Annotated in this window: 27 protein-coding genes; 9 read left to right on the forward strand and 18 right to left on the reverse strand. The window is 59.4% G+C overall.

Going from position 1 to position 25,250, the window contains the following annotated elements:
- Window positions 1-261 precede the first annotated feature (261 nt).
- Window positions 262-1,116 (reverse strand): LysR family transcriptional regulator, encoded by an 855-nt coding sequence (locus ATI02_RS24295; protein ID WP_095188086.1) that lies wholly within the window; start codon window positions 1,114-1,116, stop codon window positions 262-264.
- An 89-nt stretch (window positions 1,117-1,205) separates the two neighbouring features.
- Here ATI02_RS24295 and ATI02_RS24300 point away from each other — a divergent pair, with 89 nt between their 5' ends.
- Window positions 1,206-1,643, forward strand: a complete 438-nt coding sequence (locus ATI02_RS24300; RefSeq protein ID WP_095188088.1) for a multidrug/biocide efflux PACE transporter — start codon at window positions 1,206-1,208, stop codon at window positions 1,641-1,643.
- Window positions 1,644-1,700: 57 nt separating this feature from the next.
- Here the strand turns inward: ATI02_RS24300 and ATI02_RS24305 are convergent, their stop codons facing one another.
- Window positions 1,701-2,456, reverse strand: coding sequence for an SDR family NAD(P)-dependent oxidoreductase (locus ATI02_RS24305; RefSeq protein ID WP_100847596.1), 756 nt, complete (start codon window positions 2,454-2,456; stop codon window positions 1,701-1,703).
- A gap of 120 nt (window positions 2,457-2,576) precedes the next feature.
- On the opposite strand from ATI02_RS24305, the gene ATI02_RS24310 reads away from it, so the two are divergent.
- A complete protein-coding gene (locus ATI02_RS24310; protein WP_100847597.1) occupies window positions 2,577-3,473 on the forward strand; it encodes a LysR family transcriptional regulator in 897 nt (298 codons plus the stop codon).
- Window positions 3,474-3,596: 123 nt separating this feature from the next.
- Here ATI02_RS24310 and ATI02_RS24315 read toward each other — a convergent pair whose 3' ends face one another.
- Both ATI02_RS24315 and ATI02_RS24320 read right to left on the reverse strand, forming a co-directional pair.
- Window positions 3,597-5,210, reverse strand: a complete 1,614-nt coding sequence (locus ATI02_RS24315) for an inorganic phosphate transporter (protein ID WP_100847598.1) — start codon at window positions 5,208-5,210, stop codon at window positions 3,597-3,599.
- A gap of 295 nt (window positions 5,211-5,505) precedes the next feature.
- Window positions 5,506-6,528, reverse strand: a complete 1,023-nt coding sequence (locus ATI02_RS24320; RefSeq protein ID WP_095188096.1) for a transporter — start codon at window positions 6,526-6,528, stop codon at window positions 5,506-5,508.
- 276 nt (window positions 6,529-6,804) lie between these two features.
- Between ATI02_RS24320 and ATI02_RS24325 the strand changes: the two genes are divergently transcribed.
- Complete coding sequence (locus ATI02_RS24325) at window positions 6,805-8,427, forward strand: methyl-accepting chemotaxis protein (protein WP_100847599.1); 1,623 nt, start codon at window positions 6,805-6,807, stop codon at window positions 8,425-8,427.
- A 109-nt stretch (window positions 8,428-8,536) separates the two neighbouring features.
- Complete coding sequence (locus ATI02_RS24330; protein ID WP_100847600.1) at window positions 8,537-8,977, forward strand: hypothetical protein; 441 nt, start codon at window positions 8,537-8,539, stop codon at window positions 8,975-8,977.
- A 140-nt stretch (window positions 8,978-9,117) separates the two neighbouring features.
- Here ATI02_RS24330 and ATI02_RS24335 read toward each other — a convergent pair whose 3' ends face one another.
- From ATI02_RS24335 to ATI02_RS24345, 3 genes are all read right to left on the reverse strand, one after another.
- The gene (locus tag ATI02_RS24335) at window positions 9,118-10,293 is read right to left on the reverse strand and encodes a GAF domain-containing sensor histidine kinase (RefSeq protein WP_100847601.1); all 1,176 of its coding nucleotides are present in this window, start codon (window positions 10,291-10,293) and stop codon (window positions 9,118-9,120) included.
- Window positions 10,294-10,454: 161 nt separating this feature from the next.
- Window positions 10,455-10,760 (reverse strand): PepSY domain-containing protein, encoded by a 306-nt coding sequence (locus tag ATI02_RS24340; protein WP_007917758.1) that lies wholly within the window; start codon window positions 10,758-10,760, stop codon window positions 10,455-10,457.
- 151 nt (window positions 10,761-10,911) lie between these two features.
- The gene (locus tag ATI02_RS24345) at window positions 10,912-12,039 is read right to left on the reverse strand and encodes a glycerophosphodiester phosphodiesterase (protein ID WP_100847602.1); all 1,128 of its coding nucleotides are present in this window, start codon (window positions 12,037-12,039) and stop codon (window positions 10,912-10,914) included.
- A 222-nt stretch (window positions 12,040-12,261) separates the two neighbouring features.
- Between ATI02_RS24345 and ATI02_RS24350 the strand changes: the two genes are divergently transcribed.
- Window positions 12,262-12,588, forward strand: a complete 327-nt coding sequence (locus tag ATI02_RS24350) for a DUF2025 family protein (RefSeq protein ID WP_100847603.1) — start codon at window positions 12,262-12,264, stop codon at window positions 12,586-12,588.
- Between the two features lie 127 nt (window positions 12,589-12,715).
- On the opposite strand, the gene ATI02_RS24355 is transcribed toward ATI02_RS24350, so the two are convergent.
- Window positions 12,716-13,030 carry an antibiotic biosynthesis monooxygenase family protein gene (locus tag ATI02_RS24355; RefSeq protein WP_100847604.1) on the reverse strand — a complete coding sequence of 105 codons (315 nt, stop codon included), beginning with the start codon at window positions 13,028-13,030 and terminating at the stop codon, window positions 12,716-12,718.
- Window positions 13,027-13,734, reverse strand: coding sequence for a CTP synthase C-terminal region-related (seleno)protein (locus tag ATI02_RS24360; RefSeq protein ID WP_100847605.1), 708 nt, complete (start codon window positions 13,732-13,734; stop codon window positions 13,027-13,029). The genes ATI02_RS24355 and ATI02_RS24360 overlap by 4 nt, the downstream gene beginning before the upstream one ends.
- A gap of 15 nt (window positions 13,735-13,749) precedes the next feature.
- On the opposite strand from ATI02_RS24360, the gene ATI02_RS24365 reads away from it, so the two are divergent.
- On the forward strand, window positions 13,750-14,691 hold the full coding sequence (locus ATI02_RS24365) for a LysR family transcriptional regulator (RefSeq protein ID WP_100847606.1): 942 nt from the start codon (window positions 13,750-13,752) through the stop codon (window positions 14,689-14,691).
- On the opposite strand, the gene ATI02_RS24370 is transcribed toward ATI02_RS24365, so the two are convergent.
- The 3 genes from ATI02_RS24370 to ATI02_RS24385 form a co-directional block, all read right to left on the reverse strand.
- Window positions 14,692-15,222, reverse strand: coding sequence for a DUF1003 domain-containing protein (locus ATI02_RS24370; protein ID WP_100847607.1), 531 nt, complete (start codon window positions 15,220-15,222; stop codon window positions 14,692-14,694). It lies immediately after the preceding gene.
- Window positions 15,223-15,408: 186 nt separating this feature from the next.
- Window positions 15,409-16,728 carry a methyl-accepting chemotaxis protein gene (locus tag ATI02_RS24380; RefSeq protein ID WP_100847608.1) on the reverse strand — a complete coding sequence of 440 codons (1,320 nt, stop codon included), beginning with the start codon at window positions 16,726-16,728 and terminating at the stop codon, window positions 15,409-15,411.
- 268 nt (window positions 16,729-16,996) lie between these two features.
- Window positions 16,997-17,605, reverse strand: coding sequence for a TetR/AcrR family transcriptional regulator (locus tag ATI02_RS24385; RefSeq protein WP_100847609.1), 609 nt, complete (start codon window positions 17,603-17,605; stop codon window positions 16,997-16,999).
- Between the two features lie 217 nt (window positions 17,606-17,822).
- On the opposite strand from ATI02_RS24385, the gene ATI02_RS24390 reads away from it, so the two are divergent.
- Entirely contained in the window at window positions 17,823-18,878 is a 1,056-nt protein-coding gene (locus tag ATI02_RS24390; RefSeq protein WP_100847610.1) for an MBL fold metallo-hydrolase, read from the forward strand.
- A gap of 39 nt (window positions 18,879-18,917) precedes the next feature.
- Here the strand turns inward: ATI02_RS24390 and ATI02_RS24395 are convergent, their stop codons facing one another.
- Both ATI02_RS24395 and ATI02_RS24400 read right to left on the reverse strand, forming a co-directional pair.
- Window positions 18,918-19,235, reverse strand: a complete 318-nt coding sequence (locus ATI02_RS24395; RefSeq protein WP_100847611.1) for a helix-turn-helix domain-containing protein — start codon at window positions 19,233-19,235, stop codon at window positions 18,918-18,920.
- A 93-nt stretch (window positions 19,236-19,328) separates the two neighbouring features.
- Window positions 19,329-20,096 (reverse strand): AraC family transcriptional regulator, encoded by a 768-nt coding sequence (locus ATI02_RS24400; protein ID WP_100847612.1) that lies wholly within the window; start codon window positions 20,094-20,096, stop codon window positions 19,329-19,331.
- Between the two features lie 112 nt (window positions 20,097-20,208).
- Between ATI02_RS24400 and ATI02_RS24405 the strand changes: the two genes are divergently transcribed.
- Together ATI02_RS24405 and ATI02_RS24410 are read left to right on the forward strand one after the other, a co-directional pair.
- Window positions 20,209-21,024 (forward strand): sulfite exporter TauE/SafE family protein, encoded by an 816-nt coding sequence (locus ATI02_RS24405; RefSeq protein WP_100847613.1) that lies wholly within the window; start codon window positions 20,209-20,211, stop codon window positions 21,022-21,024.
- 101 nt (window positions 21,025-21,125) lie between these two features.
- Entirely contained in the window at window positions 21,126-22,322 is a 1,197-nt protein-coding gene (locus ATI02_RS24410) for a hypothetical protein (protein ID WP_100847614.1), read from the forward strand.
- A gap of 3 nt (window positions 22,323-22,325) precedes the next feature.
- On the opposite strand, the gene ATI02_RS24415 is transcribed toward ATI02_RS24410, so the two are convergent.
- The 4 genes from ATI02_RS24415 to ATI02_RS24430 all read right to left on the reverse strand — a co-directional run bounded on the left by ATI02_RS24415 (window position 22,326) and on the right by ATI02_RS24430 (window position 25,214).
- A complete protein-coding gene (locus ATI02_RS24415) occupies window positions 22,326-23,315 on the reverse strand; it encodes a hypothetical protein (RefSeq protein WP_100847615.1) in 990 nt (329 codons plus the stop codon).
- Window positions 23,316-23,495: 180 nt separating this feature from the next.
- Entirely contained in the window at window positions 23,496-23,729 is a 234-nt protein-coding gene (locus tag ATI02_RS24420) for a DUF7683 domain-containing protein (RefSeq protein ID WP_100847616.1), read from the reverse strand.
- A gap of 61 nt (window positions 23,730-23,790) precedes the next feature.
- Entirely contained in the window at window positions 23,791-24,021 is a 231-nt protein-coding gene (locus ATI02_RS24425; RefSeq protein ID WP_100847617.1) for a DUF7683 domain-containing protein, read from the reverse strand.
- On the reverse strand, window positions 24,018-25,214 hold the full coding sequence (locus ATI02_RS24430) for a colicin E3/pyocin S6 family cytotoxin (protein ID WP_100847618.1): 1,197 nt from the start codon (window positions 25,212-25,214) through the stop codon (window positions 24,018-24,020). The genes ATI02_RS24425 and ATI02_RS24430 overlap by 4 nt, the downstream gene beginning before the upstream one ends.
- Window positions 25,215-25,250 lie beyond the last annotated feature (36 nt).

Consider the following 25,250-nt stretch of genomic DNA (forward strand, 5'->3'; position numbering starts at 1 on the left):
ATCAGGCCTGCTCAGAACCCTGTGGGAGCGGGCTTGCCCGCGAAGGGGCCAGTAAAGCCAAATCAAAACATCAGGCCTGCTCAGAACCCTGTGGGAGCGGGCTTGCCCGCGAAGGGGCCAGTAAAGCCAAATCAGAACATCAGGCCTGCTCAGAACCCTGTGGGGCGGGCTTGCCCGCGAAGGGGCCAGTAAAGCCAAATCAGAACATCAGGCCTGCTCAGAACCCTGTGGGAGCGGGCTTACCCGCGAATGGGCGCGCCGCTATTCGAGCATCTTGCTCAGTAGCCAGCTCCCCGCCGGCCCCGGCGGATACAGCCGCGACCACAAGGCATCGACAAACACCGGTTTCGGCCAGCCGCGCACGTTCAATTCCACCAGCGTGCCATTGCCGAAACGCCCCACCAGCCAGCGCGGCAGCGGCGCCCAGCCGAAACCCATTTCGGCCATCTCCATCAGCATCAGATAACTCGGCGCCGACCACACACGGCCCTTGCCTCGACTGTCGTACGGATTGATGATCGTCGCCAGGCGCAGTTCGCGATGCTGTTCGAGGATGGCTTGATCGATGTATTCCAGCGTCGTCAGTGGGTGTTCGCGGCTTACAAACAGCGCGATATCAGTACGCTCGGCGACGGTCGAGGTCACCAGATCCGGCGGGTAACTGTCCTGCATCTCGGCAAACGCCAGATGCGCGCGACCGCGTTGCACCAATTCGATCAAGTCGTCGCATTCAGCAATCAGGCATTCCAGTTCCAGATCCGGGTAACGTTGCTCGAACCCGACCAGCGCCGCTTCGAAACGCGCCGACTGATAAGTGTCGGAAATCGCCACGGTCAATTTCGGCTCGACCCCTTGGGACAATTGTCGCGCGGTCATTTCCAGCCGACTGTTGGCCGCCAGAATGGCTTCGGCCCGTTGCAGCATCACGTGCCCGGCCGGGGTCAGCGTGGGTTTGCGGCTGCTGCGATCGAACAGGATCAGATCCAGATCAATCTCCAGACTCGCCACCGCCGCACTGATGGTCGACTGACTGCGCCCGAGTTTGCGCGCCGCCGCCGAAAATGAACCCTGGGTCGCCGCCTGGACAAACGCCAACAGCACTTCTTGCGAAGCCATGAACTATCGCCTTGATCGATGGTTATTGGTTATGAAGTATCGGTTTATGGGTTGATCATGGCAACCATCTTCACTCAAGGAGTCAGGCCATGACTGCCCACAAATCCCTCACTGAACGTATTTTTCAGGCCATCGGTTTCGAACTGCTGGCGATCCTGATCTGCACGCCTTTACTGGCGTGGATCCTGCAAAAACCGCTGCTCGACATGGGCGCGGTGACGGTGTTGATCGCAATGCTGGCGCTGGGCTGGAACGTGGTGTTCAACCGCTTCTTCGACCGCATGTTGGCGCGCCTGAACGTCGCCCACAACGCCTGGGTGCGGGTGGTGCATGCGCTGTTGTTCGAGGGTGGTTTGATCGTGATGGGCGTGCCGCTGATTGCGTGGTGGCTGTCGGTCAGCCTGTGGCAAGCGTTGTTGCTCGACATCGGCGTGTTGCTGTTTTTCCTGCCGTACACCTACGTGTATCACTGGGGCTATGACGTGGTGCGCGAGCGCTTCCTGCTGCGTAACACCTGTCAGGGATAACCCCATTCCTATGAAGGCGCTGCCGCAGGCTGCGCCTACACAGGAAGGTGTTTGCAGTCAGAGAAACATTCCGCCCGAGGCCTCAACCCGCTGCCCGTTGATCCACTGCCCACCCGGCGACAGCAGCAGCGCCAGCGCACCGCCAATATCATCCGGCTGACCGGCGCGGCCCAGCGCGGTGTTTTCGGCGACCATCGCATTCACCGCCGGGTTGTCGCGCACGGTGCCGCCGCCAAAGTCGGTTTCAATCGCACCCGGCGCCAGGGTATTTACGGTGATCTGCCGTGAGCCCAGCTCCTTGGCCTGATAGCGGGTCAGTACTTCAATCGCACCTTTCATCGCAGCGTAAGCACTGGCGCCCGGGATGCTGAAACGAGCAAGACCGCTGGAAACGTTGATGATCCGTCCTCCATCATTAATCAGTGGCAGCAGTTGCTGAGTCAGGAAGAACGGCCCTTTGAAATGCACATTCATCAGCATGTCGAATTGCGCCACGGTCGTTTCGGCGAAACTGACATGCAAACCGACCCCGGCGTTATTGACCAGAAAATCAAACCGCTGACGGTCAAAGTGCTTGAGCGCCTGCTCGACCCGCGCAGCGAAATCGACAAAGCCTTCGCTACGGCCGACGTCCAGTTGCAGCATCACGGCTTTGCCGCCGAGTGCTTCGATTTCGCGCACCAGCGCCTGGGCTTCATCGGCGCGGCTGTTGTAGGTGCCGATGATGTCGATGCCTTGAGCGGCGAGATGCAGGGCGGCGTTTTTGCCCAGGCCACGACTGGCGCCGGTGATCAATGCGATTTTGCGGTTCATGGGGCTTCCTCGATTGCGGTGAGTGATGATGGATCGAAGTTTATTTATCCGCCGACAGGTGATAAACAGGCTTAAATCGGAATCACTGGTCGGTTAAACCGAACAATAAACGGGTGGCCCATGAACAAACTGGAACTGCTGCGCACCTTCGTCCGGGTCAGCGAGTTGTCGAGTTTCACCCTCGCCGGGGAAAACCTAGGCCTGCCGCGCTCTACCGTGTCCGAGCATGTGCAAGCGTTGGAAGCGCTGCTCGGTACGCGATTGCTGCAACGCACCACGCGCAAGGTGCAGGCGACGCAGGACGGCCTGGTTTTGTATGAGCGCAGCAAGGATCTGCTGTCGCACATGGACGAGATCGAAGGTTTGTTCCGCCAGGACGAAGCCTCGCTGGCCGGGCGCATCCGCATCGACATGCCGAACATTCTCGCCCGGCGCGTGGTGATGCCACGGCTACCGCAATTCATGGATCGCCATCCCAATCTTGAGCTGGAAATCAGCAGCACCGACCGCCGCGTCGATCTGCTCAGCGAAGGTTTTGATTGCGTGTTGCGGGTCGGCGCGCAGCCGGATCAATCGGTGGTGGCGCGGCATCTGTGCGACTTGCCGATGATCAACTGCGCCAGCCCTGCGTATCTTGAGCGTTATGGTGTACCGCAGACGCTTGAGGATCTGGCGCAGCATCGATTGGTGCATTACGTCGGCGTGCTGGGTTCGCGTTCGGAAGGGTTTGTTTATGAAGAAAACGGTCAGATACGCCGCGTGGCGATGGCTGGCAGTGTCACGGTCAACAGCACCGATGCTTATGAGGCGGCGTGTCTGGGCGGCTTCGGCATTGTGCAGGTGCCCAATACCGGCTTGCGCTCGCATCTGCAAACCTGCGAGTTGGTGGCGGTGCTGCCGCAATACAACGCGCCGGCGATGGCCGTTTCACTGTTGTATGCGCGGCAACGGCATTTGCCGCTGCGGGTGCGCGCGTTTATGGATTGGTTGGGGGAGGTGATTCGTTCGACCCTCTGACCAACACCACCCATCAAATGTGGGAGGGGGCTTGCTCCCGAAGGCGGAGGGTCAGCCAATGTTGATGTCGGCTGGAACACCGCTTTCGGGAGCAAGCCCCCTCCCACAAGGGTCTTGCGTAGATCAGAAGATTTGGGTGAACAGCCAATACAGGCTGCCCGACAACAAAATCGCCGCCGGCAACGTCAGCACCCAGGCCATCAACAGATTGCGGATGGTCTTCATCTGCAAACCTCCGCCATTGGCGACCATGGTCCCGGCAACCCCCGAAGACAACACATGCGTCGTCGACACCGGCAAACCAAACATGTCGGCAGCACCGATGGTCAGCATCGCCACGGTTTCCGCCGAGGCGCCTTGGGCGTAAGTCAGGTGAGTCTTGCCGATCTTCTCGCCGACCGTCACCACAATGCGCTTCCAGCCCACCATGGTGCCCAGCCCCAGCGCGATGGCCACGGCAATCTTCACCCACAGCGGAATGAACCGCGTGGCGTTGTCGATTTGCTGCTTGAACAGTTGCAGTTTGCCGCTGGTGTCGGCATCGAAGTTGCCGACTTTGTTCTTGTCCATCAGGCGAATGGTTTCGCTGGCCAGGTACATGTCGTTACGCACGTTGCCCATGGCTTCGGCCGGGACTTTCGCCAGCGAGCCGTAGCCTTTGACTTCCTCGCCGATGTGCCCGGTGAGGGCGGCGAGGGCGGGGATCAATTGCGGCGTGGTTTCCTTGCTGCGCATGTAATCCGAGAGGATCGGGCGCGGATCGGCCGGCGCCGGTAGCGGTGAACTTTTTACCAGCGCTTGCTGGGTGACTTGCGCCACAGCGGCGAATTGCAACGATTGCTCCTCCGGCATGGTGCGGTTCAGTGCATAGGCCATCGGCAGGGTGCCGACCAGAATCAGCATGATCAGGCCCATGCCTTTCTGCCCGTCGTTGGAACCGTGGGCGAACGATACGCCAGTGCAGGTCAGGATCAGCAAACCACGAATCCACCAGGGCGGCGGGGTGTTGCCTTGCGGTGCCTTGTACAGCGAACGGTTCTTCACGAACGCGCGCAATGCGAGCAGCAACAGCGCCGCAAAACCGAAACCCACCAGCGGCGACAGCAGCAACGCATAGCCGATCTTGGTGGCCTGCGCCCAATCCACACCGCTGGTGCCGTCACGGCCGTGCATCAGCGCATTGGCCACGCCGACGCCGATGATCGAGCCGATCAAGGTGTGCGATGACGAGGCCGGCAAGCCCAGCCACCAGGTGCCGAGGTTCCACAGAATCGCCGCGATCAGCAGGGCGAAGATCATCGCGAACCCGGCGGACGAGCCGACCTGCAGAATCAACTCCACTGGCAGCAACGCGATGATGCCGAACGCCACCGCGCCACTGGACAGCAGCACGCCGAGGAAATTGAAGAACCCCGACCACACCACTGCCACATTCGGCGGTAGCGAGTGGGTGTAAATCACCGTGGCCACGGCGTTGGCGGTGTCATGGAAACCGTTGACGAACTCAAAGCCCAACGCAATCAGCAGTGCCACGCCAAGCAGCAGGAACGGCGTCCAGGTGGTAACCACCGTGCCGAGTTCGTGCATGTCGTGCATCAGGCTATAGGCGGTGAACAACATGCCCATGGCCAACACCGCAAAAAAGATCACGTAGGTGAACGGGCTGGCTTTCTTGTCGAGGGCAGGCCTGCCGCTGGGGGCGGACGCCGGGCGGGCGGTCAGGGACGGAGTAGCCATGAGCGGACAATCCTGAGCGAGGGAAGGAATGTCGCCCATGATCGTTGCTAAATATTACAGAGAGGCTGCGTCAGATCAGTGTTTGCTTTATTAGCCCGACCACTGATCTGAACAGCTATGCATATCTCCACAGGACTTTCTGCTGAGCCCGGTTTCTGTGACTGGCCCGGCCAATTGTGGGAGGGGGCTTGCTCCCGAAAGCGGTGGTTCAGCCAATCTGATGCCGACTGACACGATGCCTTCGGGAGCAAGCCCCCTCCCACAAGGATCTGTTGTGGGCATAAAGTATTGCGGGTCAGTAATCCCCGCGTTTACGGAAGGCCCAGCGGCCGGCAATCACGGTGAACGTCGCCACCAGCGCGACCAATATCCAGAAGCCTTCCGGGTCCTGCGACAACGGCACGCCCCCGACATTCATCCCGAAGAAACCGGCAATGATGTTGATCGGCAGTGCCAGCACCGTCACCACGGTCAGGGTGAACAATGTGCGGTTGCTCTGTTCGTTGAGGTTGGCGGCGATCTCTTCCTGGAGCAGTTTGATCCGTTCGCCGAGGGCGGTGAGGTCGTTGATGATCAGCGCGAACTCCTCGGTGGATTTGCGCAGCTCCTTGACGTCTTCCTTCTGCAACCACGCGGGCGGGCGATTGAGCAGGCGCAGCAACGAACCCGGCTCCAGCGCCAACAGCCGCTGCAAACGCACCAGCACCCGCCGGTTGGCACCGAGTTCGGCGCGGTTGGTCGACAGCCGCGAGGAGAGCAATTCGTCCTCGACCTGATCGACACTCAGGCTGGTCTTGCGCACGATCTGTGTCAGCACTTCGCCCTGATCGCGCAGCAAGTGCACAAGCAATTCCGAGGGCGAGCGAAAGCGCTCGCCGGCCTTCACCGACGAACGCAGTTTGTCCACCGAGTGCAGCGGTTGCAGGCGTGCGCTGACGATCAGTTTGCTGCGCACGCAGACCCACAGCGTCGACACATCCGAGGAGACCATGCTGCTGAGGTTGAACACCACGTCGTTGACCACCGCCAGCAGCGCCGAGTCGACATGCTCGATGCGCGTCGAGCGCGAGCCTTCGTGCAGCGCCTCGAAAAATTCTTCGGGCAATTGCAGATGGCTTTTCATCCAGCGCTCGCACGCGGCGTGGGCGAGGTTCAGGTGCAGCCAGAGGAATTCGCCGCTGTCGCTGTCGTCCTGCAAGCAGCGCAGGGCGGTCGCCGAATCGACTTCGCGGCCACGTTCGCCGGGCAGAAAACGGAAGCCGTAGAGCAAGCCAAACAGGTCAGGATCGCGATGGCTGATATCGAGGCTGTGGTTCATGAAGGCTCGCTGCGAGGAGGGCGTTAGACGGGGAATTCACAGATTCACCTGAGCCGCATCATCGCAACCGCACATGACGTTTACATGACGGCAAAATGACGCCAAATCAGCGACTTACCGGCGGTCGGATTTATATTCAAGAGCGCTCTGGCACGCCGATCACAGGGACATCAGGTTGCGCGCCATTGGCCACGGGCCAAGGTTCGCCGACAGGGAAGTCCGGCACTATTTCACGCTCGTTTCGGGCGTGCCTCATCCCTGTCTTGAGTACCTGCGATGCTGCAAAAATCCCTGAGAGCGCAAATTCTCGCCCTGCTGAGCGGCAGCCTGATGGCGATGCTGTTGATCGCGCTGGCCTGTTTTCATTTCCTGTCCAACGGCGTGCAAAGCTACAGCCAGTTGATCGCCGGTCCCTTGCACACCTCGCAGCTCATCGACGAAGCCAACCTGCAATTCAAGGTGCAGGTGCAGGAATGGAAAAACGTCTTGCTGCGCGGCAAGCAACCGGCGGACCTGGCCAAATACTGGGGCCAGTTCGAAGATCGCCAGCGCGATGTGCAGAACATTCTCGGTGAACTGGCCGGCCAGAAAGGCATCGAGCCCAGCCTGAAAAACCGCATCGAACGACTGCGCGACGAGCATCGTCAACTGGGCGCCGCCTACCAAAAGGGCCGCGATGCCTACGTAGCGGCCGGCGCCGATCCTGTGGCGGGCGACCTCGCGGTCAAAGGCGTCGACCGCGCGACCAGTGACCAGATGAGCGAACTGGTCAGCGAACTGCGCAAACAGGGCACCGAGCAGTCGGCGTTGATCAGTGCCGAGGCCGATCGCACCGTATTGCTCGGCACCCTGGTGATGCTGGCTTCGAGTTTGCTGATTGGGCTGCTCAGCTTGTGGCTGGTCAATCGCAATCTGGTCGAGCCGATCCGCAAACTGATTGATTACGTCAGCCAATTGAGCCGCGGCAAACTCGCCGAGCGCGTGGTCAGCGACCGTCAGGATGAGCTGGGCAACCTCGCCGCAGCGGCCAACACCTTGCGTGACTTCCTCGCTGAAACCTTCACCCGTTTGCAGCGCAGCGCCAGTGATCTGGACAGCGCCAGCGGCGAGTTGAACGCCATTGCCACGACCATGGCCGGCGGCACCAACGAGCAGTTCAACCGTACCGATCAAGTGGCCACGGCAATGAACGAAATGTCCGCCACTGCTCAGGAAGTGGCGCGTCACGCCGCCGATGCCGCACGGGCCGCCGACGATGCCGACCAGTCCGCCCAACAGGGTGAAAAGGTCATGCAGAGCACCATTCACAGCATCACCCAGATGCGCGGCGAGATCGCCAACACCGCGACGGTGATCCGTCGTCTGGAGGCTGATAGCGGCCGCATCGGCAAGGTGCTGGAAGTGATTCGCGGCATCGCCGAACAGACCAACCTGCTGGCATTGAACGCGGCGATTGAAGCGGCGCGGGCCGGTGAGGCCGGGCGTGGGTTTGCCGTGGTCGCCGACGAAGTGCGCAATCTGGCGCAGCGCACGGCGGAGTCGATCATCGAGATCAACCAGATCATCCAGAGCGTGCAGACCGGCGCGGTGGATGCGGCGCAAGCCATTGATAGCGGCCAGACCCGCAGCGATGAAAGCGTCGAGCAAGTGACTCAGGCCGGCGCGATGCTGGAGCGCATCACCCACGCGGTGGAAGCGATTCGCGACATGAACCGCCAGATCGCTACCGCCCCCGAAGAGCAGACCTCGGTGGCCGAAGACATCTCGCGCAACCTGACTGAAATCACTTCGATCGCCAGCACCAACCTCGACAACGTGCAGCGCACCGAAAGCGCCAGCCAGAATCTGCATAGCCTGTCCGGGCAACTGAACGAAGTCACCGCTCGCCTGAGCGCGTAAGCCGTTGACTGTGTACCGGTTCGGATACCGAGTCGGTACACAGTCGATCTCAAATTGAAGCGACCCGGGTCGATGACCGGTTATCTATAACCGGCATTGGAGTATTTCCATGGTCAGCATCACCTCTGTTTCGATCACTCAGCCTGTCGTCACCTCGGCCAGCAAAGCGGCGGTCAGTGACGCCAATGAAGACACCGCGACCAGCGCAACCGCGAGCAACGGTGTGGCGGCCGATACCCGCAAAATCGCCGCAGGCGGCGCTGCACCGGCGGGCGACAGCGATTCCAGCAGCAGTGAGTCGGACACGGTGAAAGAGCTGCGCAAGCAGATTGCCGAACTGCAAAAGCAATTGCAGGAAGAGCAACAAGCGTTGCAAGCGGCACAGACCAAGCAGGAAAGCGCTGACGCCAAGGCTACCGAAGTGGCCGCCGCCCAAGTACAAGTCACGACCACTTCGGCCTCGCTGCAAACCGCCACGGCGGCGTTATTGCAAGCGTTGCAGGATTCCGGTTCGAGCAGCTCGGGTTCGCTGGTCAGCACGTCGGCCTGAACATCAAGTAATTCCCCCTGTAGGAGTGAGCCTGCTCGCGAAGGCACAGTGTCAGTCGCCTCAGATGTGGCAGACAGACCGCTTTCGCGAGCAGGCTCGCTCCCACAGGGATCTGTGGTGGTCTTGAGTCTTGTGGTTTTTCAGGTCGTGGGCAGGCTAAAGGTAAACAGCGTGCCGCTTTGTGCGGTCGACGCCACATGCAGGCGGCCGCCGTGGGACTGCGCAATCTGGCTGGCGATGTAGAGACCCAGACCGAGGCCGGCCTGGGGCGCGCTGCCGGTCGGGCGCGAGTAGGGCTGGAACAGATGCGGCAGAACCGCCTCGGGAATGTGCCCCTGGTTCTTTACCGCCAGCATCAACGCACCGTGTTCGACCTGAGCGATGACCTCGATCTCGCCCTCCGGGTCGCCATGGGTCACGGCGTTGGCCAGCAGGTTCGACAGCAGTTGGGCAATCCGTCCACGGTCGCAGTGCACACCCTGCAAGTCGCCAATGGTCGCGCTGATCGTGCGTTGGGGATGCACGTTGCGGATCTCCGTTACCACCTGCTGCACCGCTTCGGTCAGGTCCGCGCAGTGCTGGATATCCACCGGAATGCCTTTGCCCAAACGCCCGCGAGCGAAATCGAGTACATCATCTACCAGTCGCGTCGCCCGTTGCGCGCTACCGAGGATGTTGCGTACGCGCACTTCAATGGCCGGGTCCGGATACTTGCGCAGGTGCATTTCGGCGCCGGCGCTGATGGCGAACAACGGGTTGCGCAAATCGTGGCCGAGCACGGCGATGAACTGTTCGCGCAGCTCGCTGTTTTCGCGCTCGGTCTGCAACGCGGTTTCGGTGCGTTGCAGGTTTTCCTCGGTTTCGATTTGCAGCGCGAGCATCCGCGCGAACGATTCCATGGTGCTCTGAATGCTGCTGGACTTGAGCTGTGCCGGGTTCGGATCGAGTGCGCAGATCGTGCCGAAAAACCGCCCGTCGGTGCGAAACACCGGGACCGAGATATAGCTCTCGAACTTGTACAGGCGTGGGGTGTGATGCTCGCGGTAGAGCGGATCTTCGCTGGCCTTGTCGATCACCACCGAAACATGCGACTGACGGATTTCGTGGCACAGCGTGGTGACCACATCCAGTTCGCCACCGACCTGCAAGCCGAACTCCAACTGGTCGAGCACCGCGCAGGTGGTCCACGAGTCTTCGGTCACCCGCGCCACGGCGGCAAAACGCAGGCCGGTCAACTCGCGAATCACCTGAAGGATCGCCGGGACCGCGCTGATGCGACCGACCGTTGCGATGTCTGCTGCCGCTGTCTGCCCCATGCCCATCGCTCTCGGCTGCAATCGTTTATCTGATGGGGGTCATACTAGCGGTCTGATGGCGGTTTTGGCATCCCTTCAGGCGATATCGCGCTTGATAGGCCGGCTGGCGGACGCAAAAAAGCCGCACGATCCTTCGATCGTGCGGCTTTTTTGGGGGGGTATCAGGTGTCTTGCTTGTTGCTCAGCACCTTGCCGGTGGTGGCGTCGAAGTCCACGTCGAACTCTTTGCCATCGGCGGTTTTCAGCTCGACTTCGTACTCATAACCGTTGAAGTGGTTATCCAGGTCGGTGTCGGTGATGGTCGCACCCGGGTGCAGCTTCAGCGCTTCGGCGTTCATCGATTCCAGCGACTTGATCTTGCCGGACTTGACCAATTCAGGGATCTGATCGACGCGAACATCAGCCTGGGCCAGGCCAGCAGTCAGCGTCAGGGCAGCAGCGGTAAACAGGGCAGTCAAAGTTTTCATCGGTTCGTTCCTTGGGTGGCTTATGTGTGTGTTCTGTTGAAGTGGGTTCAGATTAACCAGCGCAACTTAATTCACCCTTAAAACCCCACATCGCGTGCAGGGTTCTTGTAGGCGTGAGCCTGCCCGCGATGCGGACAACCCGGTTTACCGATCAGAAGCCGTTGTTCTTCAACACCTGATCAACACTGGCACTCGCCGGACGCTTGTAGAACTTCAACAGCTCGCTGGCGCGGTTGGTGAAAATGCCATCGACGCCGGATGCCATGACTTTCTCAAAGTCCACCGGCTCATCGACGGTATACACGTGTACCAGCAAACCCTGATCGTGGGTGTACTGGTTCATCCACGGCTGCACCAGATCCGAATAGCTCTGATCGCCGCCCTTGGTCAGCTTCGCCGAAGGACCGGTACCAATGGCGCCCTGAGCCTTGGCGTAGTCGACCCACTGCTTGAATTCAGCTTCGGATTTCGGCGCTTGCTTGCCGTAGAAAGTGTTCTTGTCCTTCTCGCCGGACTCGGCAAAGGTCACTTTCGATTTTGGTTCGATGCTGCCTTCGCCGACCCACAGCAGGAGGATTTTCGGCACTTGCGGCATTTCCTTTTGCAGCAGTTCGAGGCTGTTCTTCTCGAAGGTCTGCAGGATCACCTTGCCTTTGCCTTGACCTACGCCCAGCGCACTTTTCGCCAGTTTCGAGCCGGCAGGGCTCAGCCAGCCGCGATCCTGCAGTTTGTCTTTCAGGTCTTTCTCGATCCCCGGAAACAGTTGTGGCTCCTTGGTCTCGATGTACAGGCCCGGCTTGTGCTGCGGGTTGGCCTGGGCGATGTCGATGATTTCATCAAGGGTCAGAATTTTCAGCCCGGCGTAGGACGGGCGCGCGCGATCCGGGTAGGCCTTGTTGTACCAGCTGCCGGCGTCGAGGGTTTTCAGTTCGGCCATGGTGAACGCCGTGGCCGGGCTGTCCTTGCGGTCAGGGAATTTGCTGGCAACGTCGGTGGTGCGTTGCAGATTGTTGTCATGCAGGGCGAACAGCACGCCGTCCTTGCTGCGTTGCAGGTCCATTTCCAGGTAATCGGCGCCCAGATCGCGCGCCAGTTTGTAGGACGCTGCGGTGGATTCCGGGGCATCGAAGGAAGCGCCACGGTGAGCGATGACCGCTGGATGCGGAATGCCATGCGCCGCGGCCAGTGCGTTGACGTCAGCGTGGCTGGCGGCGTTGGCCTGACCGAGACCGAGCAACAGGCTCAGCACGAGGGCGCTTTTGGTGAAAGTAGCGGGCATGTTCGAGATCCTTTCGCAGGGCATTTTCAAAGACCTACCTTTTAACAACTGAATCGATTACGTGCTATCGCCAGACCGACATAAACGTATTAAAAGCGATTTTTCCTGCACTTTTGTGGCGCCGTTTGCAGTACGCTTGCCCACGGCCGACGCCCCGGCAGAGGGCGCACCGATACTTTTGCCCTGCGTGTAAACCATAGATGATTTTTCGTGAGGTTTACCATGCGCATCACTTCCCAGCTCATCTGCCAGGCCGCCGACGACCTCAAGGGCTTTGTTGGCCTCAACCGCAAGACCGGACAATACATCGTACGTTTCAGCGAGGACTCGTTCGGCATGGATGTGGCGGATGACGGCATTATTCCCACCAGTGAATTTGTCTGGGCGCGGATTTCGGAAACGACCATGACGCTTAAACGCGAATTGATTCAGTTGCTGCTGGATCAGAATATCGATGACCGTATCAACATCAGCGAGCCGTTGCGGGTGTACATGAGCAAGCGCGAAGTGCCGGAGATTGTCGCTGTGCGCAGTCTGGTGCGGGGCTGAAAGATTTGTGTTGAAGCGACTGGCCCTTTCGCGAGCAGGCTCGCTCCCACATTGGATCTGTGCCGTTCACAAATCCCCTGTGGGAGCGGGCTTGCTCGCGAAGCCGGTCTAAAGTGCGCAGCAGCACTCACTGCCCAAACCGATACTCGCGCTCAACCTTGCACACCCGCGTCTGAAACGCCGAATACCAGATCGACCGCCCACGCGCCTGAATCACCCGGTGCTCGGGATGTTGCCGCCACGCCAGAATCGCCGCCTCGCTCTCCCAGTAGGAAATCGTGATCCCGACGCCATCCGCCCCGCGAATCGAGTCAATTCCGAGAAACCCCGGCTGCTCCACAACCAGTTCCATCATGCGCTCGGACGCCTCGGCATAACCGTTGTCGCCCTCGGTGCGGGTCGAGGTGAAAATCACCGCGAAGCAAGGCTCGTTCGGCGTCATGGGGTTTGCTCCGCGCATGCTTCAACGAACGCCCGCACCAGCGGCGGGACCTGACCCTTGAGTGCCGCACGTTCCGGCTGAAACAGCGTCGCGACAAAAAACACATGGTTGTTCAACTCGATCGCCCGCAAATCACCCGCCGAATCATGACCCACGGCGTGGAGCTGATGGCTCAGCAATGCCCGTTCGAACTGCGGATTCACACCGTAGCGGCAGCGATAGCCTTCACGAATCTCGGATGTTTCGTACGCCTGGGCGATCAGCGAACCAGGCACCAGATGAATGCTGTCCACGGCTTCCACCAGCGAGCAGGTCAGTGGCGTGAGCACTGCTTTTTCCGATTCGGGCGAAGTTTCGCCATGTTCGGCATCAGCCCAGCCCAGCACATTGCGGGAAAATTCCAGCACCGCATGCTGAAAACCGCCGCAGGTGCCGAGGAAAGGGCGCTGTTGTTCGCGGGCAAAACGGATCGCCCGCAGCGCACCGGCTTCACTTTTATAGGGGCTGGCCGGCACGCACCAGAAGCCGTCGTAGCCTGTCAGCGGTGTATCGGTGTGGATTTGATCCGTGGCCAGCCAATCGAATGGCACAGCCTGGCCGAGGTGTTCGGCCACCAGACCGAGCGCGACAGGAATGGCCTGGTGGGCAGTGACTTGCGGGTCGTAATCGCCGATCAGGGCGATGCGGGTGGCGCGATTTTCCATGGGAGTTCCCTGCGCTTGTTGATTGATGGGGCTCACTATAGATTGGCGCTCACGCACTCAACATTGGCGTTTGCCCAAGTGATCAATGCATCGACGCACTATCGGCTCGACTATCCGGATCTGGCCCTGATCCTCGCGTTGGTGCGCGGCGGCTCTCTGGCCCGTGCCTCACAACTGTTGAAGGTCGACGTCTCGACGGTGTTCCGTGCTGTTCGCCGTCTCGAAGCTGCGCTCGGCCAGCAACTGTTCGAAAAAAGCCGTGCCGGTTACCTGCCAACGACGCTCGCGCAGACGCTCGCCGAACAGGCCGAACGCGCCGAGCAGGCACTGGACGCCGCGCGGATCGGCGTGGAGCAGGGCGGTGAAGTGGTCAGCGGCACGGTGCGCCTGACCTGCACCGACTCGGTGTTACAAGGTTTACTGTTGCCGGCACTGGCGCAGTTCATGCCCAACTACCCGGCGCTGACCATCGAATTAAGCACCTCCAACGATTTCGCCAACCTCAGCCGACGTGATGCCGACATCGCTATGCGCCTGACGCGCACACCGCCGGAGCATCTGGTCGGACGGCAACTGGCGAAGATTTCCTACCGCGTCTGCGCCAGTGAGCGCTATCTGCAGACTGTGGATGCCACGGATCTGGCGGCACTGACCTGGATCGCCCCGGACGATTTCCTGCCCGATCACCCGACCATCGCCTGGCGCCGTCAGCAATTGCCTGGGGTCACGCCGGGTTACCGCTGCAACAGCATGCTCTGCGTCACCGAACTGGTGCGCGCCGGCCTCGGTGTCGCGGCGTTGCCGGACTTTTTGATCAGCGATGGCTTGCAGGCGTTGAGCGAACCGCTGCACGGCTACGACACCGCGCTGTGGTTGCTGACCCGACCGGATTGCCGGGCATTGCGCTCGGTGGTCACGTTGTTCGATGAGCTCGGACGGGCGTTGCGTTTACCCTGATCAACGCTGTGGGTTCTGGCAAACGTGGGCGTGTAGTTCGCTGGTCAGGCCTTCGATGCGTTCGGTCAGGCTTTTGGTCATTTCGGTGAGGCGGGTGTTTTGTTCCAGCAACGCTAACAATTGCGCGGAGTTCTGCGCCGCCTCAGCCTGACGTTCTGTATTGGCCTGTGCCAGCGCTTCGCGGTGCTGCGCATCAGCGTCGGCCTGTGCCTTGTCCCGCGCGGCCTGGCGGGTTTGTGCGAGCAGGATCAGTGGCGCGGCGTAGGCCGATTGCAGGCTGAACGCGAGGTTCAACAGGATGAACGGGTAAACGTCGAACGTGGTCACGCCAAACGCGTTCAGACAGACCCTCAACACGACGATCAGCGTTTGTGCGCCGAGAAAGGTTGGCGTGCCGAAGAACCGCGCGAACGCTTCGGCGCGCAAGGCGAAGGTATCGTTGCCGAAGGTCGTGTTCAGGTGGGCGTGGGGGCGGTGGAAGCGCAGGTGATCGACGGGGGCGGCGGATGTCTCGGGTTTCTCGGTGTTCATGGTGTACTCGGCAGGACTTGGGACGTGTCGTCACTATAGCTCTGCGTTGTGGCGGCCGGCCCCTTCGCGGGCAAGCCCGCTCTCACAGGTTCAGCGGTCGTACACAAAATGTGTGGTGACTCATTCCCTGTGGGAGCGGGCTTGCCCGCGAAGGTCGCGACTCGGTCTATCGACCCTGCACAACCCTCAATTCGGCGCCCGCTCATTGGCAAACATGCTCACTGCCTGCACCGCTTCACTGGCGCCATCACGAATCTGCAAGATCACCGTACCCGCCTGATCCGCCAGTTCAACGCCCTGAGCCGCGCGATCGCGGGTGTCGTCCATGCTCTTGATGGCCTGGCGGGTTTCACTCTGGATCAAACCGATCATGCTGGAAATCTCCGCCGTCGAGCCGCTGGTACGCGCCGCCAGTTGCCGCACTTCATCGGCCACCACGGCAAACCCTCGGCCCTGTTCACCGGCTCGCGCCGCTTCGATGGCAGCGTTGAGCGCCAGCAAATTGGTCTGGTCGGCAATCCCGCGGATGGTGTTGACGATGGCCGTGATCTGCTCGGAGCGTTCACCCAGTTGCGCGATCAGCGTTGAGGATTGGGCAATGTCCTCGGCAATTTCGCGCATCTCGCTAGCGGCTTGTTGAATGACCTGGGTGCCTTGTTCGGCGACCTTCCGGGTCTCGACCGAGATGTGATAAGCGGCGCTGGCACTGCGCGCATCTTGCTCGTGTTGTTCGACCCGCGCGGTGACGTCCGAAGCGAATTTCACCACTTTGCACAAACGCCCGGAGGCGTCGTAAACCGGGTTGTAATTGGCCTCTAGCCAAACGGTCTGGCCGCGCTTGTCGATGCGCTCGAACTGGCCCTGGAAGAACTCGCCATGATTCAACCGCCGCCAGAAATCCTGATACGCGCTGCTGTTGACCAGTTCCGAGGTGCAGAACAAACGGTGATGTTTACCTTTGAGCTCGGCGAGTGTGTAGCCCATGCGCGTGAGAAAATTCTGGTTGGCGGTGATAACGCTGCCGTCGAGGTTGAATTCAATCACCGCCATCGCCCGGTCGATCGCCTCTAACTTGGCGTTGGCCTCGCTTTCCTGTTGCACCTTGGCCGTCACGTCCATGGCGTACTTGACCACTTTCACCACGCGTCCGGAGGCATCCTTGATCGGGTTATAACTGGCTTCGAGCCAGACCGTCTGGCCTTGGCTATTGACGCGTTCGAACGTGCCGGATTGAAACTCACCGTTTTTCAGGCGTGTCCACAACTCGGTGTACTGAGCGCTGCGGCCAAACTCAGGGGTGCAGAACAGACGATGGGGCTGGCCGATCGCGTGTTCGGCGCGGTAACCCATGGTCTTGAGGAAGTTGTCGTTCGCGCTCAACACGACGGCGTCGAGATCGAATTCAATCACCGCCATGGAGCGGTTGATGGCATCGAGCAGGCCATTTTGTTGAGTGAGGGTTTGCTGAAGGTCGTCGAGGGCAGATTTGTGGCGATTAAAGAACATGGCGCAGTACCTGGAAGTAGGGAAAGACTGGGTTTTGTCCCTGTTTCCGCGTGGGCAGACCAAGCCGAGGGGGTGGCATTGGCCGCAAATTGCCAGCATCCAGGCTGACGGGTGAATCTTATGCAGACTTATTGGTTCCGTACAAGAAACTGCTGTTCTGAAATTGTATGAAAGTGTTCAAATGCAAAACGTGTAGGCATCCCGACGCTTTACACATCAGTGTCCTTCCAAGGCATTTAATCAGCGGCTCGCGCAGGAGAGGGGCGATTTAGAGCTGATAGTGCGCCAGAAACATCTCCAGCGCCGATTCGGCCACGTTGCGCTGCGTCGCTGTGTCGAGCGGCGGCTGGCCCATGGAAATCTGCGGCCAGAAACCGAACGACTTCAGCAGGCCCTGCACCTGGTGTGCGGCGAAATCCGCGTCTAGCGGTTTCAATCGGCCGTCCGCCTGAGCGGCGCGAATCCACACGGTCAGGCCTTCTTCGCGCTCACCCATGCGCGCCACCATGTTCTGCGCGCGCTCCGGTGAGTGGATGGTCGCGGCAATCGCTACACGCGCCAGGCTGAGGAAGTTGTCATCGGCCATCAGTTGCAGTTTGGCCAACAACATCTGCCGTAACTGATCGTGCAGCGGCTGATCAGGGCGATAAATGATCGACTGCTCGGCGCTGATCCGCGCCCATAACTGGTTGAGAATTTCCGCGAACAGCTCTTCTTTGCTGGGAAAATGGTTGTACACAGTGCGTTTCGACACGCCGGCGGTGGCCGCGATCTTGTCCATGCTGGTGGTCTCGAAACCATTGGCGCGGAATTCGGCAATCGCCGCCTGAATGATGGCTTCGCGTTTACGGTCGGTGAGGCGCTGTGGGACTGTCATAAGTACGCTTTCGGCAGGAAGAGGGTGAAATTACACTTGGCAGTTTACTTGTCATCAAGATTGATGCAACCTAGAAACTACACCGGATAGTGTAATGTCGCGTTAATCCTCGCAACCTAAAAGACAGACAGTCCGGCTAATGCGTGCGTGCCTTGGCCATTTATCGTCCCACCGTGGAAAAACGCGAATTGCGCGGTTTTTCAGGAGTCATTCAGTCATGGCCAATCCAATATCTACAGCGGACAACACCTCCACGCCTGAAGCCTCTCGACAGGATCAAGGCCTGTTTCGCAATCATGCGCCGGTGCAACGCGAAGGCGTGCGCAAAATGCTGCGCATCATGTGGAACATGATCTTCCACAAACCGCGTAATACTCGACCTGCTGCGCCGATCCCGGTACAGCCACTGACCCGCGAAGACCTGCTGGCCGCGCCGAACCACAGCGTCTATCGCCTTGGCCACTCGACCTTGCTGCTGAAGATGCAGGACAAATTCTGGATCACCGACCCGGTCTTCGCCAAGCGCGCTTCGCCGGTGCAATGGGCCGGGCCGAAACGCTTCCACCAGCCGCCGATCAGCCTCGACGAGTTGCCACCGATCGAAGCGGTGATCCTGTCCCACAACCACTACGACCACCTCGATTACGAGGCCGTGCTGCGGCTGGCGGTGAAAACCAATCTGTTCCTGACCCCGTTGGGCGTCGGCGACACCCTGATCAAATGGGGCATCGACGCCAACAAGGTTCGCCAGTTCGACTGGTGGCAAGGCACCGAAGTCGCCGGCATCCGCTTCATCGCCACGCCGTCGCAACACTTCTCCGGCCGCGGCCTGTTCGACAGCAACAGCACCCTGTGGGCGTCGTGGGTGATGATCGACGGCGACACCCGCATCTTCTTCAGTGGCGACACTGGTTACTTCGACGGCTTCAAACGCATCGGCGAACAATTCGGCCCGTTCGACCTGACCCTGATGGAAACCGGCGCCTACAACGTCGAATGGCCACACGTGCACATGCAACCGGAAGAAACCCTGCAAGCCCACCTCGACCTCAAGGGCCGCTGGCTGTTTCCCATCCACAACGGCACTTTTGATCTGGCGATGCATGCCTGGCATGAACCGTTTGATCGGATCCTCGCACTGGCCTGGGAGCGCAGTGTTTCGATTACCACGCCGCAGATGGGGGAGGCGTTCAACATCGCTCAGCCGCAGCGTGGGAATGCGTGGTGGATGGGGGTTGAAGGGGAGAGTGAGGGAGTGGTGCAAAACGCCTGATGTTTTGCATCCGGTTCGTTCCTGGGAGAGCGAACCGGCTCATTCCGCCATCGCATAATCCCCACGCCCCACTGATTCCGCAGGCACCCCGTTCAAACTCGCACTCCGCCCCGGCGCAAACCCCGGAAAGAACACCAACCCCCGCGACTCAAATCGATACGCCAGCGCCAGACGCGCCGCATCCGCCACCTCTTGCTGCGCTTCAAAGCGCTGAATGTCTTCCACCGAAACCTCTGCTTCCCGTGATAGCTGTTCCACGCTCCAGCCCAGCATCGCTCGGGCCTGGACGCAGTGGGTCGGGGTGAACTGGAAAAGGGCAATGCGTTCGAGGATGTGGTTCATCGCAAGAGAGGCCATGGTGTGCTCCGGGCTCAAGAGTGCTGATTGAAAATGTACTGTGTTTTTGTACAGTTGTTTTCGGCCGGGATCAAACGCATTTTTTGATTTGCCCTAATTCGCCGCCTCCAACCAGACGGACGGTGGCTGACCAAGGGTGCGCCGGAACATCGTCGAGAACGCCGCCGGGCTCTCGTAACCGAAATCCAGCGCGATCCTCGTCACCGCTTCACCGGCTGCCAACCGTGCTAGCGCCAGCACCACGCAGGCCTGCTGGCGCCATTGGCTGAACCTCAAACCAGTCTGCTGCCGAAACAGTCTGTTGAAGGTGCGCAAGCTTATGTGTAACTGCTTGGCCCAGTGCTGTGGCGAGTCATGGGCGTTTGGTTGATGCAGAAAGTACTGACATAGCGCGAGGAGCTTTCCGTCAGTCGGCAACGGAATGTGCAGGGGCAACGGGGCACTGCGTACCAGTTCATGCAGCAACAGGTCGATCAACGCGCCGTCCCGTCCGTCGAGGTCATAGGTCAGCGGCGCTTGCACTGCGTCCATCAACAAGTGGCGCATCAACGGCGAGACACTGATCACCTGGCAGCGCGGCCCCAAATCCACTGTTCCCGGCTCGATGTACAAACTGCGGGTGCTCACGCCCAGCATCAACACCTCATGCGCCACCCCCGGCGGAATCCATACAGCCCGTTGCGGTGGCACCACCCAGTTGCCGTCATGAGTACGGACCTGCATCACGCCGGTCGCGCCGTACAGCAACTGTGCCCGTCGGTGCGTATGAAATGGCAGCAGATGGCCGTGGGAATAGTCGGTGCCGATCGCCACCACTTGGCGCGGCGTGTCATCCAGCAGATTGATCGAAACATTGCGCATCGAGCGGCACCCAGCGATTGGCGTAAATGCAAACATTATTGGCTGAGTTGCTGAAGCAGGCCAAGTCGCGCCACTCTATCGTCGACCGTTCTCCACCATCGGAAGACGCGCCATGTTCTACCTCCTGCTGACCCTCTTTGGCTGCCTGACCGGCATCACCGCCGTGCTGTTTGGTTTCGGTGGCGGCTTCGTGGTTGTGCCGCTGCTCTACCGGATGCTCACCGCCAGCCACGGCGCCGACGACCCTATTGGCCAATCGGCAATGCACATCGCCGTCGCCACCTCGACCTGCGTGATGATCGTCAACGCACTCATTGCCACGGATAAACATCGGCGCGCGGGTAATCTCATTCGGCATTACCTATGGCCGTTGGGCGGGTTCATTGCGGTGGGCGCGATCATTGGCGCGACAGCGGCCGTGTGGGTCAGCGGCGAAGTGATCCGTTATGCCTTCATCGCCTACCTCGGCGTGACCATCGTCGATTGTCTGCTGCGCCGCGGATTTCTCACACACGCCGCAGACCTCATCCCGCGCCGACTCGGCAATACGGAAACATCTGCCGGCGGTGTAGGCATTGGCGCTATCGCCACGTTCCTTGGTGTAGGAGGAAGCGTCATGACCGTGCCGCTGTTGCGCCGCTGTGGACTGAGCATGTCCCAGGCCACATCCATGGCCAATCCGTTGAGCGTGCCGGTGGCATTGGCCGGGACCCTGACGTACATGGCGCTGGCCGGGTTTAGCGAGACGGATCTGGGGGCGTGGTTTATCGGGTATGTGGATTTGCTGGCGTTTTCAGTGCTGACGGTTGGGTCGTTGCTGGGCATCCGATTGGCCACGCCGTGGATTGGGCGGATACCGGATCGGGTGCATGCGTGGGTGTATATCGGGTTGTTGGTCATCGTTCTGACGGCGATGGCGATGAAGTAGTGTCTCGATTCCTACAGGCAACACCGCCATAATCCAACCCCTTAATTTACCAGCGCCGATCTCACTTCGGCGCCGCCTCCGCCTCTTTCAAGGATCGATCCATGCTCAAGGGACTGCTGCGCCTGGCGCCATTCACCGCTGCGCTGTTCTCACTGCTATCCACCGCGCACGCCGAAGATAACCGGCTGGTATTCACCGGTACGTTGGGCAAAATGCCAATCGTGTTCGAAGTCGATACCAGTGATCCGGAGCAAGTCACCGGTCGCTACTTCTATGAAAAATTTCACCGCGATCTGGAGCTCAACGGCACGCTGAAAAATGACGTCCTCGTGCTCACAGAGGGCAGCAATCGTATGGATCCGGACAGGCCGTTACCGACCCTCAAACTGCAACAGATTGATGGCGGTTGGAAGGGCGAATGGCAAAACCCGAAAGGCAAAAAGCTGCCCGTACTGGTCACCGATACGCCACTTCCCGAAGTGCCGGCGAATGCACTGCCCTACATCGCCAAGTTGCCCAAGAGCGAGCCTTATGAATACCTGCGCCTTCAGGGCCTGAAACTCAAACCCGGGAAAAAACAGGACTTCATGGGCTACACCCTGCAATGGTGGGAAGAGCCTGATACCAAGATGACCATGTTCAGCATCGAGTCCGGTCTGCCCAAAGAAGATCTTCAACGGGTTAACCAGCAACTACTCGGGCGCTTGTGGGACGAGGCCATCAGTTACTACGGTTGCCAGTTGCGAGGTCGCGGCTATGCCGAGTTCCTCCAGGACGTCACCCCGACGTTTATCTCGCCCAGTGTGATCAGCCTGAACATTTCCACCAGCTATGACTGCGGCGGCGCACACCCGGACTTCGGCGATTCGCCGCTCAACATCGATGTAAAAACCGGCCACCCGCTGTCGCTTGAAGATGTGCTCTGGGTGGGCGAGGGGCAGCCAATCCTTCACGCTGATCGCTACAGAGGCGGTGACCAGCCCTTGACCGAGGCCGAAGACGCGGCGCGTTCAAAGTATCAGCGCGAAATCTTCAAGCCGTGGCTGATCAAACAACTCACCGCGCTGTACCCGGATGAAATGAAGAAACCGACAGGCGGAGATGAAGACAGTTGCGACTTCACCAATGAAGACAACTGGAGCTATTCCAACTGGCACTTCACCGAAAAAGGTTTGTACATCGGAGCGTACTTCGCCCGCGTAGAACGCGCCTGCGATTCACCCGACTGGTCGATCCTGCCGTACTCGCTGATCAAACAACACCCCGGCGCCATCAAACTGCAACTGCCTCAGGGCTAACCGTCACTCCAGCCCCGGCGCTTCACGAATAATGAAGTGATCCAGGTTCTCGATATTGGCATTGAAGACCTCGAAAGGCTTTTCGGGGTTCTTCTTGCCGGGCACCTGCTTCAACTCCGGCGTCACGCCATAGAAGAAACAGAACAACGCTTTGTCGCTATCCACCGCGTGCTTGATCTCTTCCAGAAACGCCTTGCGCTTGCGGTAGTTGTCGATCAGCTTCTTGTTCAGATAAACGCTGACCGGGTACGGCTTCTTCTTACTGTCCTCGGGCTTCTTGAACCAGACCTTGTCCTCGAAATCGATACGGAAACTGGCACCGCTGTGAAAGTCCTCAATCTTCTTGATCCGCCCCCAGTAAATCAGCCCCTTGTTGTCCGTCAGATACTCAATCTTCTTGAAGAACGAACTGTACGGCGCCGAATGCTCGCCGACCTTCAACGGCATGCGCTTGAGCAACTCCTTGTCCGCGAAGTTCGACACAAAACACTCCACCGGATGCGCAAACACACTGGTCTTGTCCGGCGCCGATTCACGACTCGCTGACTCTTTATCACTCACCGCCGCCACTCGCACCGGATCATCGCGCAACACATCCGCCGCCACCGCTGGCGCGGCAGGCTTGCGCACATACTCACGCCGGGTGAGCAATAACTCTGACGGGAAGTGTTCCTCCCGCCCGTCATCCCCCTCGCCATCCGCCGTCTCAACACCCGATGCCGACGCCTTCAAACTCACATACGGACAACCCGCCACATGCTGCGTCGTGGGCAGATTCTTGAAGTGCGGCGTGCGCACGTAATTCACGTTCTTGGCGTTGAACGTGCCCAACTCGTTGGAAGCCTCGAACGCCGAACGACACGCATCGTTGGGGCACTGGAAGTGTTCCTTCGCCGAGTCGAACGCCACCGTCTCATCGAAATTGAGATCGCGAACGTCATAGATCGACAACTTGTCGTCGAGGCTGAGGCAGTAGGCGAGATCGAATTTCATGGCGGGGCTCGAATCCTTGAGTGGGGGAGGGGTATTAATAGCGGGAGGCGGGGCGCGTTGCACTGATTGTTTTCAGGATGATGCAAAACCTGTGGGAGCCAGCCTGCTGGCGATTGGTGGGATCAACTCAATCGTTGATCCCGACAGCAACCTCGCATGACGGTGCAGGCGAGTAAATTTTTAGTTTCCGTAGCTAGCGAGTTGGTAATCGTATTGAGGATCGTAGAAGGAACTTCCGGTTAACGTTTCCAGTTGTGCTAGCTGCTGAAAATCAAGATCGTGACCGTAGAGTTCGTCTTCTGCGTCATTCCATTTCATGATGACTCGCAGCTGCTCGATAGCCTCTGCCGAGATAGGCACTTCGAAAATCAGAGCTTCGGTGGATCGATCAAACGCATAAATTACGTGAGTCATGGTTCTATCCTTCTCTTTGGAGAGGCCGGTTTGTTCTGCTCACCGGTGTCAGAACCATCGTTTACACATTGCAGCTGAGCTGAAATTTATAAGCAGGGTTATAGATTTCTTTCCCCAGTAGTTTTTCCAGGGCTCCAAGCTGTTCGTGCGAGAGATCGTATCCCTCCCATCCTTGTTGTTCCACCGTCCATTCCATGATGGTTTTTATCGCCTGATCTGATCCACTTGGGAGTTCCTCTTCAAAAGCCAGGAAACCGCTTTCTTTATCAAATGCCTCGATTAGATAGATCATGGTTCTACTGTCCTCTTGCCGTCCGCTGGTTTGGTTTGCGCGCCAGTTGCTGGGTCATACTCACCGAGATGGCGACCTCGTTTGTCATACATCTCGACAGTACCGTGTTGTGAATCCCATTCAAAAATCAGTCCTTTTCTGTTTTTCCATCGCTTTCTAAGCCCGCCGCCTCCTTTAACGGAAGTCTTACGATCTGCCTTGATCGCATCCGGGAACGCTGCAAGTCCGGGCGGTGCCGGATGATATTTGTGATCAGAAACACTCACCACAATATAAACCGGCCTGACCCCCGAACTCTCCGGAAACACCAGAATGAAATCCTTGTACTCCGGTGGATAAACCGGATTCACAAGGATGTCGTTCGCCGCTTTTGTTGGCGGGTAAACCCAGATATGCGGGGCCTGCGGGGCGGCTTCCAGAGCAGGAATGCCGAGGATGTCGGAGCCGTCAACGGCGGGTGTCCAGATCAGCTCGACGCCTTCACCCAGATTGGCGACGTACTGGCTGTCGCGGGTTTCCAGCTTCACAACATCGACCATTTCCCAGTCGCGATTCTTGCCGGTGTAGAAGGCATAACCTTTGAGATTGCCATCGCTTTGTTGCTCGATGCGCAGGCGAACACGGGTGCGGGCCTGCTTGAGGGCGCGCAATTGTTCCTCGGTGTAGAGAGCACTGTCGCCCAGGCTGGGCGTCCAGAGCAAAGCGACCATGCCGGTCATGAGTGCGGCACCGGTAGCGCCAATGGCGGCTCCAAGACCTATTGCTGGTGTGGCGAGTGTCGGGCTGCGAAGAGCAAGGCGCCCAAGGCCGAGTGAAACGGTACTGCCGCTGATGGTTTGCAGGTTCAGCAGCCCGGTATCATCGGCCTCACGGGTACCGAGCAACGCGAATTCGCCGTAATCCCTCAGGCTGTCGGTCGGTACCATCCCGGAGGGATTCGAGTAATCAATGATCGCGTCCGGCAGCTTGCAAGACTTCGCGAACACGCACCCAGCCCGGACCGCCTCGTCTTTTTTGACAGCGACCTGACGGCTGCGCTCAAACGCATCCTGCCGGGCGAGCATGGCCTCGTAAGCGTTCTGCCTGGCTTCGCGCTCGGCTAGTTCGGTAGTGTTCATGAACCGGTAGGTGACGTGATGCCCGTCGCCCGAAGGTGGGTTCCTGACCCGGGGAATATCCTTTTTGCCAGCCACTGATCATCCTTTCGTTCATTTATCGGTCCACCGGAA

It is taken from the genome of Pseudomonas baetica, assembly GCF_002813455.1.
Taxonomy (GTDB): domain Bacteria; phylum Pseudomonadota; class Gammaproteobacteria; order Pseudomonadales; family Pseudomonadaceae; genus Aquipseudomonas; species Aquipseudomonas baetica.